Origin of the sequence: Gracilimonas sp., assembly GCF_035704785.1 — a bacterium.
In the GTDB taxonomy this organism is placed as follows: domain Bacteria; phylum Bacteroidota; class Rhodothermia; order Balneolales; family Balneolaceae; genus Gracilimonas.
Genome location: NZ_DASSWP010000028.1, coordinates 1 through 16,074 on the forward strand (window position 1 = coordinate 1; position 16,074 = coordinate 16,074).

16 protein-coding genes are annotated in these 16,074 nt (G+C 43.8%); 13 read left to right on the forward strand and 3 right to left on the reverse strand.

Annotated elements, in window-relative coordinates:
• The 6 genes from VFM80_RS01385 to VFM80_RS01410 form a co-directional block, all read left to right on the forward strand.
• Positions 1–379 (forward strand): YeeE/YedE family protein (locus VFM80_RS01385; protein WP_395068802.1); only part of this gene is annotated, 379 nt, incomplete at its 5' end.
• A 17-nt stretch (positions 380–396) separates the two neighbouring features.
• A complete protein-coding gene (locus VFM80_RS01390; RefSeq protein ID WP_395068804.1) occupies positions 397–822 on the forward strand; it encodes a DUF6691 family protein in 426 nt (141 codons plus the stop codon).
• Positions 823–922: 100 nt separating this feature from the next.
• The gene (locus VFM80_RS01395; RefSeq protein ID WP_395068806.1) at positions 923–2,344 is read left to right on the forward strand and encodes an MBL fold metallo-hydrolase; all 1,422 of its coding nucleotides are present in this window, start codon (positions 923–925) and stop codon (positions 2,342–2,344) included.
• 205 nt (positions 2,345–2,549) lie between these two features.
• A complete protein-coding gene (locus tag VFM80_RS01400; protein ID WP_395068808.1) occupies positions 2,550–4,319 on the forward strand; it encodes a SulP family inorganic anion transporter in 1,770 nt (589 codons plus the stop codon).
• Between the two features lie 40 nt (positions 4,320–4,359).
• On the forward strand, positions 4,360–4,770 hold the full coding sequence (locus VFM80_RS01405; protein ID WP_395068810.1) for a rhodanese-like domain-containing protein: 411 nt from the start codon (positions 4,360–4,362) through the stop codon (positions 4,768–4,770).
• Positions 4,771–4,868: 98 nt separating this feature from the next.
• Positions 4,869–6,284 (forward strand): rhodanese-like domain-containing protein, encoded by a 1,416-nt coding sequence (locus VFM80_RS01410; protein ID WP_395068812.1) that lies wholly within the window; start codon positions 4,869–4,871, stop codon positions 6,282–6,284.
• A gap of 52 nt (positions 6,285–6,336) precedes the next feature.
• Here the strand turns inward: VFM80_RS01410 and VFM80_RS01415 are convergent, their stop codons facing one another.
• Entirely contained in the window at positions 6,337–6,915 is a 579-nt protein-coding gene (locus tag VFM80_RS01415; protein ID WP_395068814.1) for a DNA-3-methyladenine glycosylase I, read from the reverse strand.
• Positions 6,916–7,021: 106 nt separating this feature from the next.
• Here VFM80_RS01415 and ppc point away from each other — a divergent pair, with 106 nt between their 5' ends.
• The 3 genes from ppc (at position 7,022) to crcB (ending at position 11,380) form a co-directional block, all read left to right on the forward strand.
• The gene (ppc, locus tag VFM80_RS01420) at positions 7,022–9,823 is read left to right on the forward strand and encodes a phosphoenolpyruvate carboxylase (protein WP_395068816.1); all 2,802 of its coding nucleotides are present in this window, start codon (positions 7,022–7,024) and stop codon (positions 9,821–9,823) included.
• A 70-nt stretch (positions 9,824–9,893) separates the two neighbouring features.
• Entirely contained in the window at positions 9,894–10,985 is a 1,092-nt protein-coding gene (locus tag VFM80_RS01425; RefSeq protein WP_395068818.1) for a branched-chain amino acid aminotransferase, read from the forward strand.
• A gap of 2 nt (positions 10,986–10,987) precedes the next feature.
• Entirely contained in the window at positions 10,988–11,380 is a 393-nt protein-coding gene (gene crcB, locus VFM80_RS01430; protein WP_395068820.1) for a fluoride efflux transporter CrcB, read from the forward strand.
• A 9-nt stretch (positions 11,381–11,389) separates the two neighbouring features.
• Here crcB and VFM80_RS01435 read toward each other — a convergent pair whose 3' ends face one another.
• On the reverse strand, positions 11,390–12,319 hold the full coding sequence (locus VFM80_RS01435) for a 2-hydroxyacid dehydrogenase (protein ID WP_395068822.1): 930 nt from the start codon (positions 12,317–12,319) through the stop codon (positions 11,390–11,392).
• A 66-nt stretch (positions 12,320–12,385) separates the two neighbouring features.
• The gene (locus tag VFM80_RS01440) at positions 12,386–12,997 is read right to left on the reverse strand and encodes an NUDIX hydrolase (protein WP_395068824.1); all 612 of its coding nucleotides are present in this window, start codon (positions 12,995–12,997) and stop codon (positions 12,386–12,388) included.
• Between the two features lie 190 nt (positions 12,998–13,187).
• On the opposite strand from VFM80_RS01440, the gene VFM80_RS01445 reads away from it, so the two are divergent.
• The 4 genes from VFM80_RS01445 to VFM80_RS01460 all read left to right on the forward strand — a co-directional run.
• On the forward strand, positions 13,188–14,405 hold the full coding sequence (locus VFM80_RS01445; protein ID WP_395068826.1) for a S8 family peptidase: 1,218 nt from the start codon (positions 13,188–13,190) through the stop codon (positions 14,403–14,405).
• Between the two features lie 169 nt (positions 14,406–14,574).
• Positions 14,575–15,570 carry an adenosine kinase gene (locus tag VFM80_RS01450; protein WP_395068828.1) on the forward strand — a complete coding sequence of 332 codons (996 nt, stop codon included), beginning with the start codon at positions 14,575–14,577 and terminating at the stop codon, positions 15,568–15,570.
• Between the two features lie 14 nt (positions 15,571–15,584).
• Entirely contained in the window at positions 15,585–15,842 is a 258-nt protein-coding gene (locus VFM80_RS01455) for a PQ-loop domain-containing transporter (RefSeq protein ID WP_395068830.1), read from the forward strand.
• Positions 15,839–16,074, forward strand: a 236-nt coding sequence (locus VFM80_RS01460; RefSeq protein ID WP_395068831.1) for a non-canonical purine NTP pyrophosphatase, incomplete at its 3' end; no start/stop codon positions are given. The genes VFM80_RS01455 and VFM80_RS01460, both read left to right, overlap by 4 nt.

A 16,074-nucleotide genomic window follows, 5' to 3' on the forward strand; every position in this document is an offset into this window, starting at 1 on the left:
CGGTTGGTGGAACATCACCTTTTTGGTAGGTTCTGTTTTAGGTGGATTTTTAGGCGGGTATGTTTTCGCGAATCCCGAACCTATAGATCTGGCAGCATCAACTATAACTGATCTTCAGGCACTTGGGATTCAGGATTTTAGCGGACTGGTTCCAGCTGATCTGATCTCCTGGGAAGCTTTAGGCACACCAACCGGACTTATTGTATTGGTGCTGGGTGGATTCTTGGTAGGTTTTGGTGCCCGATATGCAGGCGGTTGTACTTCAGGTCACGCCATTTCCGGAATGTCAGACTTACAGCTCGCCTCACTGATGGCCGTGATCGGCTTCTTTATTGGAGGCTTACTTATGACCCACTTCATTTACCCACTCATTCTTTAATTGGAAAAAGCAGCTGAATGAAATTATTAGAATACCTCAAATACTTATTGATCGGAACGGCTTTTGGACTCATTCTGGTGAAATCCGAAGTAGTGTCCTGGTTTCGAATTCAGGAAATGTTCCGGTTCGATTCTATCCACATGTACGGAATCATTGGTCTTGCCATCGTGGTGGGGATCATTTCCATACAGATCATCAAACAAAATAACATCAAAGACACAAAAGGGAATCCCATTACCATTCCTCCTAAAGATGCTTCACAATGGAAGCGGTATGTCATCGGCGGAAGCATATTTGGACTCGGTTGGGCGCTGTTAGGTGCTTGTCCCGCACCGATGTTTACCTTGCTTGGAAGCGGTATCACGGTGATGATCATCCCAATATTGTCAGCTATTGCAGGAACCTACGTCTATGGTATGCTTAGAAATTCTTTACCTCATTAATGAAGAAGAACTCAGAACACAGGATTCAGAAGAAACTGAGTTCTGACTACTGAATCTGAGTTCCAAGATTTTATAAACAACACAACAGAGGAGAAACACTATGTATTTCAAACAATTCTTTGACGAACGACTAGCACAATACGCATATATGATCGGTTGTATGGCAAATGGCACCGCCATCGTAATTGACCCAATGCGTGATATTGATCAGTACATAGAACACGCAGCTGGCCAGAATTTAACTGTTGTTGGTGCGGCAGATACCCACATCCATGCCGACTATATTTCCGGTCTTCGGGAATTTGCCGAGCGTGGTGTGAAAGTGTATGCCTCAGATGAAGGCGATAAAGACTGGAAATACGAATGGCTGAAGAACAGTGAGTACGATTATCAGTTACTTAATGATGGCGATGAGTTCAGTATCGGAAATATTAAGTTTAAAGCGTGGCATACACCGGGTCATACTCCGGAACACCTGAGTTACTACATTACGGACGGTGCTGCTGCTGACCAACCGATCGGTATTGCTACCGGAGACTTTATTTTTGTAGGTGATGTGGGTCGCCCGGACTTGCTGGAATCTGCGGCCGGACAAGCCAATGTGATGGAGCCTTCAGCCCGAACACTATTCAAATCTGTAGAAGAGTTCAAAAATGTACCTGAATTCATACAGATCTGGCCCGGTCACGGAGCCGGAAGTGCATGCGGAAAGGCCCTGGGTGCTGTTCCCGAATCAACGGTTGGATACGAACTTCGTTACAACAACTCGATCAAATCAGCGACTTCAGAAGATGACTTTGTGCAATTCATTTTGGAAGGTCAGCCTGAACCGCCATTGTATTTCGCACGCATGAAGCGCGACAATAAGATCGGCCCCAAGATCCTGAAAGGATTTCCTCAGCCCAAACACCTCAACATGAATGAGTTGAAAAAATTAGCCGGAAAAACAGATGTAGCATTGCTTGATACCCGCGAGCGGGATGAGTTTTCAGAAGGGCACGTTCCCGGATCACTGCTTTCTCCGCTGAACAAGCAATTCAATACGGTAGCCGGTTCTTACATAACGGAAGATGAAGACATTTACCTGATCGTAGAAGAGCACCGAGTGAAAGAAGCCGTTCGCGACTTATACCGAATTGGCCTTGATAACGTCATCGGATTTGTAACCCCAACCGATCTTGACCATTACAAAAAGCAAGGCGGTGAGCTGGCGACCATCACCGTAAAAAAATTCGATGAGATCGATCATTATGTCGGCAATGATGATTATCACATTCTTGACGTACGCAAAGCTTCTGAGTTTGAAGAAGAAGGTAAGGTTGAAGGAGCACAAAACATCGCGCACACTCGACTGTTGCCAAGAATGGAAGAAGTGCCAAGTGAACGCAAGATTGTAGTTCATTGCCAGGCCGGTGGTCGTTCTGCAGTAGCAACAGCCCTGCTTAAGCGCAATGGTTATGACGTAATACTTATCGATGACGAGTGGGTGAATTACAAATCCAAAGTAGGGGCTTCGGCCTAGTCGGGCAACATCCTCATCTTTGTTTCCTCTCCCAGGAGAGGAAGGCTCCTTGGTGGCAAAACAGTTGATTTCATTTATTATCATCCCAAGGAGCTTCCCCGCTCGGGTCCCGATAATCGGGAAGGGGTGGGTCAAAGGTTTTAAAGGCCGGTGAAATTTGAATCAAAAATTGAAATATTGAATCCAATCCATGTAGGGACGTTTCATGAAACGTCCCTACATGGATAATTATGAAAACAAACAGACCATGAAATCCAAATCATCCATAACCAAATTTATTCCCATACTAGACTGGGTCAGATCCTACTCCGGTGAGGATGCCAAGGGTGACCTGAACGCCGGTATCACGGTGGGAATCATGCTCATTCCGCAGGGAATGGCATACGCGATGCTGGCCGGCTTGCCGCCCATTTACGGATTATACGCCTCCATCGTACCACTTATCTTGTACGCTATTTTTGGAACATCAAGGCAGTTAGCCGTTGGTCCGGTGGCGATGGTTTCGCTGCTTGTTTTAGCCGGTGTGGGAGAGGTAGCCGAAGTGGGAAGTGACCGATTTATACAACTCGCCATCATGACCGCCATGGGTGTGGGGCTTTTCCAATTATTCATGGGCGTTTTTCGGATGGGTTTTTTAGTGAACTTTTTGTCACATCCTGTTTTAAGCGGATTTACCTCGGCAGCCGCGTTGATCATTGGTGGGAGTCAGCTTAAGAATTTATTGGGCATCGACATTCCACGAACCAATTACGTGCATGAGATCCTGATCAACACGTTCCAGAAAATTGGTGAGATCGATTCGTTTACGGCCGCAATTGGGATTGGATCTATAGCTACGATTATTTTACTGAGGAAGTGGAAGAAGACATTCCCATCTGCTTTGGTTGTGGTTGGATTGGGAACCATCGTGACGTATGCATTTGGGTTGAATGGACACGGTGTGGCCATTGTAGGAAACATACCCGAAGGACTACCGGGTTTTGAACTCACCTCCATGAACTGGGCTGATCTTGAACTCATCTTCCCAACCATTTTAGTGATCTCATTGGTTGGATACATGGAATCCATTGCGGTGGCCAAAGCCATTGCCAACAAGCATGGCTACAAAGTGGACCCAAATCAGGAGTTGATCGGATTGGGCGCAGCAAATATAGGTGGGGCGTTATTTCAGAGTTACCCTACCACCGGTGGGTTTTCCAGAACGGCGGTGAACGATCAAGCCGGTTCCAGAACAGGAATGGCCTCTATCATTTCCGCGGTAATTATCGCATTAACAGTGCTCTTTTTAACCCCGCTGTTTTACTATCTGCCAAGTGCTGTGCTTGCTGCCATCATTATGGTAGCCGTGGCCGGATTGTTTGATACACATGAGATGAAGCACCTTTGGAGAACTGATAAAAGGGACCTGGCTATGTTAGTGATTACCTTTATTGCTACACTTGCCTTAGGCATTGAAGAAGGAATTGCGATAGGGGTATTGATATCTCTGGGAATGGTGATCTACAGCAGTACAAAACCCCACAGCACGGAGTTAGGCCGATTGGGAGAAACCAAAAATTTCAGAAATGTGAATCGATATAAGGAAGCCAGAACGGAAGAGGAAATTCTTATTTATCGTTTTGATTCCCAACTTTATTTTGCCAACGTAGAACACTTTCGGAATACTGTTGACAGGTTAATTGAAAGAAAGGGAGAAAAACTCAAGTTGGTGGTGCTGGATGCATCTGCGATGAATAGCATTGATTCTACCGGAGTGCATGCACTGAAGGAATTGATCAAGGATCTTAAGGAACGAGGGATTGAACTGTATTTTGCCGGCACGATTGGTCCGGTTCGCGATAAGCTGAAAGTTTGTGGAATTACGGAAGGACTAACGATCGGAAACTTCTACTTCGATGTAGCCGACTCGATTGATGCCTATAAATCAGAAGGTGGACTTGAAAGAGAATTCTCCCCGGTTCAAACTAATATATAATTCACCTTGTTTATTTTACTAAAGAAAAGGTTCAATACTGATGAAGAAAACAATTTTAACAATAGCGATACTTTCAATTATAGGAATCATCATGTTTAATTTATTTAATAGATCATCTGACAAAAAAGAGAAAACTATGGGCATTGACATTAGTACCGAGGAATTCAAAGAAAAGAGAGCCGAGACCGAAGGCGTGATCATTGATGTGCGCACCAAAGCGGAATATGAAGATGGGCACCTGGCAGAAACCGACCATCAATATGACTTAACAAATGGTGATTTTCAGGCGCAGCTCAATAATTTGAATAAGGATGAAACCTATTACCTTTACTGCCGAACAGGAAACCGAAGCGGACAGGCTGCCCGCATCATGAAGAATGCCGGTTTTGGAAAAGTATATAACGTAGGCGGATTTAGCGATCTGGCCAAAGCCGGATTTGAGACGGAATAGAATCCGTATCTCAAAAATCTTTCATTATGGTTTTTCATGGGTTCAAGATGTAGTATTTTCTGATGTGAAGTTTAACGGAAAATAACCCAAAGCAATTCATGTTTTTTCAGCAAATTTTTGAAGAGAAACTGGCGCAGTATGCATATTTGATCGGGTGCCAGGCTACCGGTGAGGCTATTGTTGTAGATCCGATGCGGGATATTGACCGCTATAAAGAGATCGCTCAAAAAAATAATTTAAGGATCACCGCTGCAACCGAGACGCACATCCATGCCGATTATCTTTCCGGGCTTCGGGAATTTGCTGAAGAAGGAGTGAAAGTGTTGGTTTCGGATGAAGGCGATGCCGACTGGAAATACGAGTGGGTGATGGGGAGTGATTATGAGCATCAGTTGCTGAAAGATGGCGATGAGTTTGCGATCGGGAACATCAAGTTCATCGCAAAACATACACCGGGACATACCCCCGAACACCTCAGCTTTTTGGTAGCAGATGGTGCAGCTACGGATGAACCCATGGGAATCCTTTCCGGAGATTTTATTTTTGTTGGAGATGTAGGCCGACCTGATCTACTGGAAACGGCTGCCGGACAAGAAGGTGTGATGGTTGATTCTGCTAAAGTAATGTATCAATCTATTCAAAAATTCAAGGAAATGCCGGGTTATTGGCAGGTCTGGCCGGGTCATGGAGCGGGTAGTGCTTGCGGTAAAGCATTAGGTACAATTCCGGAATCAACGGTAGGGTACGAAAAGCGGTTTAACAATTCGATAAAAGCAGCGATCTCTGAACAAGAATTTGTGGATTATATTTTAGACGGCCAGCCCGAACCGCCATTATATTTTGCCCGAATGAAACGGGATAATAAAAAAGGCCCGGAAGTTCTTGGTGAAATTCCACAGCCAAAAAACACTACTGTGGAACAGATTATCGGACAGGTTCGGATTTCGCAGTCTGTGATCCTGGATACCCGTAATCGATATGAATTTATGGATGGCCATATTGAGGGCTCTCTGCTTTCGCCCTTAAATAAAGCCTTCAATACGGTAGCAGGTTCATATATCAAAGAAAATGAACAGATCTTTTTGATCATAGAGGAAGAAAAAGTTGGAGAGGCCGCGTTGGATCTGATTCGAATTGGGTTGGATAACATCGCCGGTTATGTAACACCTGATCAGCTCAAAGAATTTGGGGAGAAAGGAGGGGAGCTCTTTACTACCGAAACCATCGACTTTAAGAAAACAGAAGAGTATCTGAATGCGGGGGAAGCTTATCTGCTGGATGTCCGCAAGCAATCCGAGTTTGAGGAAGGCCACATTCCCGGTGCGTTCAATATCGCTCACACCCGATTGTTAGATCGGATCGATGAAGTTCCAAAAGACAAGCCCGTAATGGTTTCATGCCGTACCGGAGCACGTTCTGCGGTTGCATCTGCATTGCTTGAGAGAGAGGATTTTGTGGTAAAGTATGTGGATGATCTGATCGAGGAGTGGCTGGAGAAGAACATCGAACATTGAACAAGGAACATTCAAGGCAGAAGTTAATCGCTCGATGTTCGACGTCGGATGTTCAATGTTCGGTGTTCAATTCTGCGTAGCGGAAGCAGTCTACCATATGATCCATCACCAGCCCACAGGCTTGCATGTGTGCGTACATGATGGTGCTTCCCACGAATTTGAACCCGCGCTTTTTCAGGTCTTTGCTGAGGGCATCTGACTCTTTACTGGTGGCCGGTAATCCCTTCATACTCTTCCAGTGATTAATGATCGGTTTACCCCCGACAAACTCCCAGATGTAGGTATCGAAACTGCCGAATTCTTCCTGAATATCCAGAAATAGCTGAGCGTTGGTTACGGCAGATCGTACTTTTAACTTGTTGCGGATGATCCCCTCATCCTTCAGAAGTTCCTGTATTTTGGCCTCATTAAACTTTGCGACTTTTTTGGGATCAAAATTAGCAAAGGCTTTTCGGTAACCTTCGCGACGCTTCAGGATGGTGGACCAACTGAGTCCGGCCTGAGCACCTTCAAGCATCAAAAACTCAAAATGTGTCCGGTCGTCATGAACGGGAACGCCCCATTCTTCATCGTGATATTTAATGTATTCGGGAAAGGTATCTTCAACCCATCCGCAACGTTTTTTGCTCATTTTATGTAATTATGGGTGATAATTGGGATCACTGAAAGTATAAAAGAGTTTAATTATTTCTACCTTATAAATTCACTCCCTTACACTCATTCAAATAAATATATTTATGAACTGGAAACAAACCGTTAACGATCTTGCTGAAAAAAGTGGAATCAGTCAAAGTCTTTCAAGACGGATTGCGAAGCTTACGGAGATCTTAGAGGAACTAGCCGCCGAAAAACATGGGGATGATTTCGTGCAGAAGCTTGGGCGTCTCCCCATAGAGAGTGCGAAGGCGTTGGATGAAGGGGATGAAGTAAGTTTGAAAAAGCTTCAAAAGGAAATGGAAGGACTTTCCCTGAATGAGATCAAGGAGGTCCTTCGCATGTACACCATGTTCTTTCACTTGGTGAACTCACTCGAGCAGCATGAGATCAGTAGGGTGAACCGCAGCCGGGAATTTGACGAAACCCCGGAATCTCCCCGTAAAGAAAGCATTGCAGAATCGGTGTATAGAATGAAGGAAGACGGATACAGTTTTGAAGAAGCCATGGATATTTTCCGGCAGATGGATATTCAGCCTACCATCACGGCTCACCCCACCGAAGCCCGGCGGCGGAGTGTGTTACTGAAGCAGCAGGAGTTGGCTTCCATGATCTCCCGTCTGGGTGACAGCGACATTACCCCGGATGAAAAAATTGATTTGAGGCGCGAAATTTTGAATCAGCTGAATCTGCTTTTATTAACCGATGAAGTTCGTTCAGAGCGTCTTTCAGTAGAAGATGAGGTGGAAAACGGTTTATTCTATTTTACTCATTCCATTTGGGATTCTATTCCTGTTCTGTATCGTGATATTCGTCAGGCTTTTGATACCTATTACGGGCAACGGCCTGAGGTCCCCATAATATTGAAGTATCGCTCGTGGATCGGGAGTGATCGTGATGGAAATCCAAATGTAACCTCGGACGTGACCTGGCAAACGGTACTTGAACAGCGTCGTACGGTTTTGAATTTATATCTGAATGAGCTGAATGAACTCCGTCGTTACTTAAGTGTCTCTGATAAGCAGGCTGCGGTTTCAGGGGAGCTGGAAAAGTCTGTGAGAAAAGATGAGAAGGAATATCCTCTTTCCGAACGGTATCAAAGAAGGTATAAGCATGAGATCTATCGGCGGAAGGTGACGCACATCATGCATAAAATTCAATATCTGCTGGATCTTCTTTCGGGAGATAAGGCTGAGATCCTAAACGGTTCAAAAAAGTACGAGACAAAGGACTTTATTGAAGATCTGGAATTGATAAAGCAGAGTTTGGTTGAAAATGGACTTTCTGGTTTATCGGAGCAGGGTAGGTTGGAGGATCTCATCATCCGCGCCAAAACATTCGGATTCCATTTGAGCGGGTTGGATATCCGTCAACACAGCGGGCTGCATGAAGAAACCGTAGAAGAATTGTTTACTCAAGCCAATGTCACAGATAATTACGGTGGGCTGAGTGAAGATGAAAAGATCAATGTATTGGTGAAAGAGCTTTCGAATCCACGGCCATTGAGTCCGGTTAAAAGTGAGCGTTCTGAGATTTCGAACAAAGTGATGACGGTTTTTGAAGAGATCCGTGATATGCTGGCACTAAACCCTGATATATTTGGGAGTTATATCATTAGTATGACACATGGCATAAGCGATATGATGGAAGTTATGTTGATCGCCAAAGAAGTCGGGCTGTGGAGCTATGCTAAAGGAAAAATAGACAGTCAATTGGATGTGGTTCCATTATTCGAAACCATTGAAGACCTTGAAAACAGTGCCGAATTAATGGGGCAGATGTATGAGCATGACCTGTATTCCAAGCATTTGAGCTCACGTGATAACTTTCAGGAGATCATGCTGGGTTATTCCGATTCCAACAAAGACGGGGGCTATTGGATGGCTAACTGGGCACTCGACAAAGCCCAATACGAACTCGGAATCGTATGCCGAAAACATAAGGTAGATTTCAGGTTATTTCACGGCAGGGGAGGAACGGTTGGCCGTGGTGGCGGGCAGTCGAATCAGGCGATCGTGGCCATGCCTGCGGTAGCCAACAATGGGCGGATTCGATTTACGGAGCAGGGGGAAGTGATCTCATTCCGTTACATGCTTTCATCTATCACGCACCGCCATCTTGAGCAGATTGTCAACGCAATGGCTACGGTAACGATGGCTCAGTATTCTGAATCCGGTGGGTATTTGACCGGTAAGGAAAAAGAGCGTGAGATCATCGAAATATTAGCCGAAACTTCCATGAAAGCATATCGTGAACTGATCGATGATCCTGAATTCTGGGATTGGTATTCGGGAATTACCCCGATCGAACATATTGGGAAGTTACCGATCGCGTCCCGACCGGTCTCGCGCGGTTCATCTGATGATATGTCCTTTGATACTTTGCGGGCCATTCCATGGGTTTTTGCATGGACACAAGTTAGATACAATACCCCGGGTTGGTATGGAATTTCAGAAGGATTGGAAGCGGCTCAACAAAAAAATGAGAATGCATTGGAAGTACTTCAAAAATGGCATAAAGAATGGACCTTCTTCCGAACTGTACTGAATAACTCTCAGCGGGAGATGGCACGTACTCATTTGCCAACTTCGGGACTCTATAATTCTGAGTCATCAAAATTCCATGAGAAGTTGATCAAGAAATATGGGGAGGCTGAAAAATGGATCACATCCATCACCGGTTATCAACACATTTTAGATCACAATAAAGTAATACAGAACTCGATCTTATTTAGAAATCCGTTTACCTATCCCATGAATTTTATTCAGGCAGAGTTACTTGAAAGATGGAAAAATACAAAAGGCGAGGATGAGAAAGAGAAGCTCACTGAAGCTTTATTTTTAAATATTAACGGTATAGCAGCGGCAATGCAAAGTACGGGGTAAAAGGAAGCGCTGAACAATTATTAACGGTATGATCACTGTTATTTAATCCGAAACATGTTATTTTAAAACCATGATGAATGAGATAATTACAAATACCAACATTACGATAGAACCGGTTGAACAAAGCCGTATTCATGAGGTTGATTTTAATAATCTTGTGTTTGGTCGCAAATTCTCTGATCACATGTTTGAAATGGAGTTTGAGGATGATAAATGGGGGAAGCCTTTGATCAAGCCCTACGCTCCATTCAAAATGACGCCCGCAACTAATGTGCTGCATTACGGCCAGGCTGTGTTTGAAGGTATGAAGGCTTATTATGCGGACGAAAACACTGTACATATTTTCAGGCCAAAAGCCCATCATGAACGATTTAATAACTCATGTCGTCGGATGTGTATTCCCGAAACGGAATATGAAATTTTTATTGAAGCGTTGGAGACACTGATAAAACTAGATCACCAGTGGATACCTAAGAGATCCGGTACAGCTTTATACATTCGCCCCTTTATTTTTGCCTCTGATGACCTTCTTGCTGCCCGCTCATCGGATACATTCACTTATCAGATCATAACTTCTCCTGTAGGCGCCTATTACTCTGAAGGATTTAATCCTGTATCTCTTACTACAACCGATGAATATGTCCGTGCAGTAAAAGGTGGAACAGGTGAGGCTAAAGCGGCCGGAAACTACGCCGGAAGTTTTCTTCCTGCTAAAAAAGCAAAAGCCAACGGGTATACCCAGGTGCTTTGGCTGGATGCGAAAGAGCACAAATACATTGAAGAGGTAGGAACAATGAATATTCATTTTCTCATTGGCGATACATTGATAACTCCTGCATTGACCGGTTCGATACTTCCGGGAGTGACTCGCAGATCTGTAATTGCTCTCGCCAAAGAATGGGGACTGAATGTAGAAGAACGGCGGATTACTATTGACGAGGTTTTTGAAGCGTATGAGAAAGGCGAATTGAAGGAAGTATTCGGCTCCGGAACAGCCGCTGTAGTTTCACCGGTAGGATTGATCCATCATAAAGGAAAGAATATCAAACTCGATCGTGAGAAGCCCGGTGAGTTTGCTCAAAAATGCTTCGACAAGATCACTGATATCCAATATGGTCGTGCAGAAGATAAATTTGGCTGGGTGCATAAGGTGAGCATCTGAGCATGAATCTTGATCTGCTTAAAATAGTAGCAGTCGGCTCCGGTGGTTTTCTCGGAGCCGTTTTTCGTTATCTGATCTCCATTTTCACTCAATCCCAATTTCCCGATAGCAAATTTCCTTATGGAACCGTAGCTGCTAATCTCATTGGCTGCTTGTTGATCGGTTTACTAGCCGGATTATTCGAACTCAAATCTTGGGGTAGTCCCGAATTTCGCCTTTTTATATTTGTGGGAATTTTAGGCGGATTTACGACTTTCTCAACCTTCTCCCACGAAACCTTTTTGCTATGGGAGAATGGGAAACTACTGATGAGTCTTGCCAATCTTGGTGTGCAAGTGATTTTTGGATTGGCGTTTGTTTGGGTAGGATATCAATCAGTAAGATTGTTTAGCTGATAGCTTCCCTTAATACCCCTTCTCCCGATCCACCTCAAACAACAACTCCATCCCCGACATCGCACGCTTATAATTTTCTACTATCACTTCAGCGGCTTCGTTGGCAGGGGTGATTGCCGCAATGTGGGGAGTGATCATGATCTGTTTACGATTCCAAAAGGAATGGTTCTTAGGCAGCGGCTCTTCTTCAAATACATCCAGGCAAGCGCCTTCAAGGTATCCCATGTCAAAAGCATAGATCAGGTCTTCTTCAACCAGGTGGTTACCACGCCCGACATTGATCAAATATCCGGGCTTTTTCATTTTTTTGAAAAGATCGAGATCCAGGAACCCTTCAGTTTCTTCGGTTAGAGGGAGGAGGTTTACCAGGATCTTGGTATCAGATAGAAAATCGTTCAATTCAGATTTCCCGGCAAAAGAAGTCACACCTTCAATATCCTTCTTAGAGCGACTCCAGCCGGAAACAACATATCCATGTTTAACCAACAATGTTGCAACACTTTTTCCCATTTCGCCCAATCCCATAATACCAACCGGGGTATGTTTTTTAGGTATCGTACTTTTTTGCTCCCATATTCCTTTCCTTTTGTTTTCGAAATAATCATCAATTTGAAGCCGATAATTGACAATAGCATTCAATACATACTCAGCCATTTGATCTTGAAGTGAATCAGTGACCAGTCGGCAAATAGGGATATCCTCAGACAGGCTTTCATCATCCAGTAAATGATTTACTCCGGCACCCAAAGAAGACACTGCTCTTAAGTTGGGATAATTACCCAACACTTTTTCAGGATGATTCCAGCACACAGCAAAATTCACCCTTTCTTTATTCTCAACCCGGGGCCAGATCTCTACATCCAGATTTGGATCTTTCTCGAGGAGGGCTTTTTTCAGCGAGTCGAAGTCTCGTTTTTTTGCGATCAGTAAAAGCGACATATATTCCTTTGGTTTTTCAGGATGAGAAGATAGGCATTCACAACAACTTCTGAGAAATTATGAATGCTAATTTGTCTCCAAAAACTCTTTATATAATTCTATCAATTCGTTCATCATCATTGCAGTAGCTCCCCAGAGCGGAACCCGGTGAATATTCCAAAATGGAACACGATAGGGAGTACCGCGAAGCTCCCAATTTTCTTCTACTAAGTTTTGCTCCTCTACAAGTTTAGAAATGGGTACGGATATGATCTCATCCACCTCATTTGGATTGGGGGTGAATACCTGCTCCTGCTCCAGAAAAGCCACGACGGGAGTTACCATATTGTCTGAGTGTCCCACATATAACGGAGTCAGTTGCCCGACAATATGGACTCCCTCACTTTGTAACCCGATCTCTTCCTGAGCTTCCCTTAGTGCGGTTTCAATGATCGTTTCATCACCCTCTTTTCCGCCGCCCGGGAAACTAAGCTGCCCGCCGTGATTGATGGTTTGTGTTCTGAGTGTCAGTATGATCTCAAGTTCTTCCTTCCAGCTGACCAGAGGAACCAGTACGCTGCTGTTCCTGAAATCATCATTCGCAGGTTTGTAGTTCTTGGGATTATTTGTCCCATTAACCGGATTGGGAGCCATTTTATGCTGTGCATTCTTCCCGGGAAGTGAAGAACCTAGCTTCATTTGTAAATAATTGTGAAATTTTTTTTGTAACAAAGTGGAAATCTACTACTGTTTAATGTATATACATCCGTGCAACATAAATTCGTATCTAATAATTTTACGATTAAAAGAAAAGAATTTGTGAGGCATGATATAAGTTACTCATTCACACGGGTATAAATAAAACACTAACTAAATAAGAGTAGTAAATATGAATACTAGCATAATTAGAAAGTTAACTGCCGGGGCATTGGTACTTATGTTGGCAGTTGTAGGATGTCAAAATGTTACTGAGGTCTCGAATACCAATGATCTTTCAGAAAACAATATCATTGAAGGGCAGTATATCGTAGTGATGAAATCATCAACTGATGGACAGTTCAAGCTCGGAGAAACTGAGCGAATAGAAGCTGTCAGAACTAAGGTTTTTTCGTCAGTTGAACTCTCAGAAACAAATGTGGTCGCGAAATACAATAATGTATTAGCAGGATTTGCTGCACAATTAGATGACTCGCAACTCGAAAAACTGCGTGGCAATAAAAATGTGGAATACATTGAGAAAGACAGAATCTATACTTTTGCTCCTCCTTGCGGAACCCCGCGCGGTGGTCCTTGTGACGATCCCGGTGATGGTGACGGCGGAGATGGCGGTGATTCCACACAGGAAACACCATACGGAATTACCCGAGTGAATGGCGGTGCTACCTATAGCGGAAGTAACGTAGCGTGGATCATTGATTCAGGAATCGATTTAGATCATCCTGACCTAAATGTAGATGCTTCTCGTGGTTTTAATGCATTTACCTCTGGACGTGACGGTAAAAGCATGGATGACGGAAACGGGCACGGAACTCACGTAGCCGGTACTGTTGCTGCAATCGATAATAATTTTGGTGTGATCGGTGTTGCCGCAGGTGCTACCGTGATTCCGGTTAAAGTTTTGGATAGCCGTGGAAGCGGATCATATTCAGGCGTTATTGCCGGTGTTGATCATGTTGGGGCAAATGGTTCCAATGGTGATGTCGCCAATATGAGTTTGGGAGGTCCAACTTCTCAGGCATTGGACGATGCGGTGTTAGGAGCTTCTTCAAACGGTGTCAAGTTTGTACTGGCAGCCGGAAACAGCAGCACTGATGCAAACAACTCTTCTCCGGCTCGTGTAAATGGGTCTAACATTTTCACCATTTCTGCAATGGACAGCAACGATAACTGGGCTAGTTTTTCAAACTATGGAAATCCCCCTGTTGATTATGCTGCACCTGGTGTTAGTGTTAATTCTACCTGGAAGGACGGAAGCTACCGATCAATAAGTGGAACTTCAATGGCTGCTCCACATGCCGCAGGCGTACTGTTATTAGGAAATGCAACTACTGATGGTACTGTGAACGGAGATCCCGACGGAAATGCTGATCCTATTATTGTTCACTAATTAGTGAATTGATTTAGAAAGCTACTTTAAGCCCTCTTTCCAATAGGCAGGAGGGCTTTTTTTATGATGTTAAAAGAAATACAATGAATAGGGTAATGGTTTTCAAAGCTGAATACATGTCCGTATTTTTAGATACTATAATTATTTTAAAAAGCCCCACACGCAATTAATGAAGAAAAAGTATAATGTTTATGGCATTGGAAATGCCTTGGTAGATCTGGAATTCAAAGTAACATCTAACTTTCTTGAAAAGTATGAGGTCCAAAAAGGGCTCATGACGTTGGTTGATGAAGACACTCAGCATACTTTAATTAATGCCATTGACCACAACGATACAGAGAAAAAATCAGGAGGTTCCGCAGCTAATACCGTAATTGCGGTTTCCCAATTTGGCGGAAAAGCTTTCTATTCCTGCAAAGTAGCTGATGATGAATTCGGCGATTTTTATCTGAAGGATATGGAAGATGCCGGTATCCTAACCAACTTTAACCGGCAAAAAAGAGAAGAGGGAGTCACGGGAAAATGTTTGGTGATGATCACCGATGATGCCGACCGAACCATGAACACCTATCTCGGAATTTCATCCGGGCTTTCGGTGAATGAAGTGGATGAACGAGCCATCAAAGATTCGGAGTACGTATATCTTGAGGGTTATTTAGTGGCATCAGAACCGGGACTGGATGCCATCAAACACACCAAAAAAATTGCGGAAGAAAATGGAGTTAAAACAGCCATCACCCTATCTGATCCTTCCATTGTAAATGCATTCAAAGATCAGTTTCGTGATGTCATCGGAGCTTCGGTAGATCTGTTGTTCTGTAATGAAGAAGAAGCCAAGACCTTCACCGGAAAAAGCGATCTGCTTGAAGCAAGGGAAGCATTAAAACAAGAAGCCAAACGCTTTGTGATCACCCAGGGCAAGAACGGAGCTATGATCTATGATGGAGATACCTTCATCGATATTGAACCGTACGAAGTGAAAGCAGTGGATACAAACGGGGCCGGTGATATGTTTGCCGGAGCTTTTCTATATGGCATCACCAATGAACTTGGTTTCGCTAATTCAGGAAAACTTGCCAGTTTGGCCGGTTCCAGAATTGTGTCTCAATACGGCCCTCGTTTAAATTGGCACGAAGTTCAGGAATTATTACACAAGCTAAAATAAACAGACGATAGAATATGACAGGAATAGAATTACTGGGATGGGCAGGATTTGGAATATTGGTAGCAGCCTGGATCCCTCAAACCATTGATACCATAAAAGCAGGGAGTACGTCGATCAATGTAGCTTTTATTATTATGTACTTTTCTTCAAGTTTAATGCTAACCGTTTACTCTGTGATGATTGATGATGTGATTTTTATTGCATTGAATGCATTATTGACATTAGGCAGCGGTATAAACATGTATTATAAATTCTTTCCAAGGACAGAATGATGAAACTAGACAAGCTGGTTTTAGCTTCTCAGAATCCCCACAAAATTGAGGAAATGCAGCAGATCCTAAGTCCGCTGGGAATTGAGGTGCTATCTGCAAAAGATTTTCCAAATCTGAGAGAGGTTATTGAAGATCGCCCTACGCTAAAAGGGAATGCCCTCAAAAAAGCTCAATATGTATCAAAGGAAACTCGGCTCCCTTCGCTTTCTGATGACACCGGACTGGAGGTCGA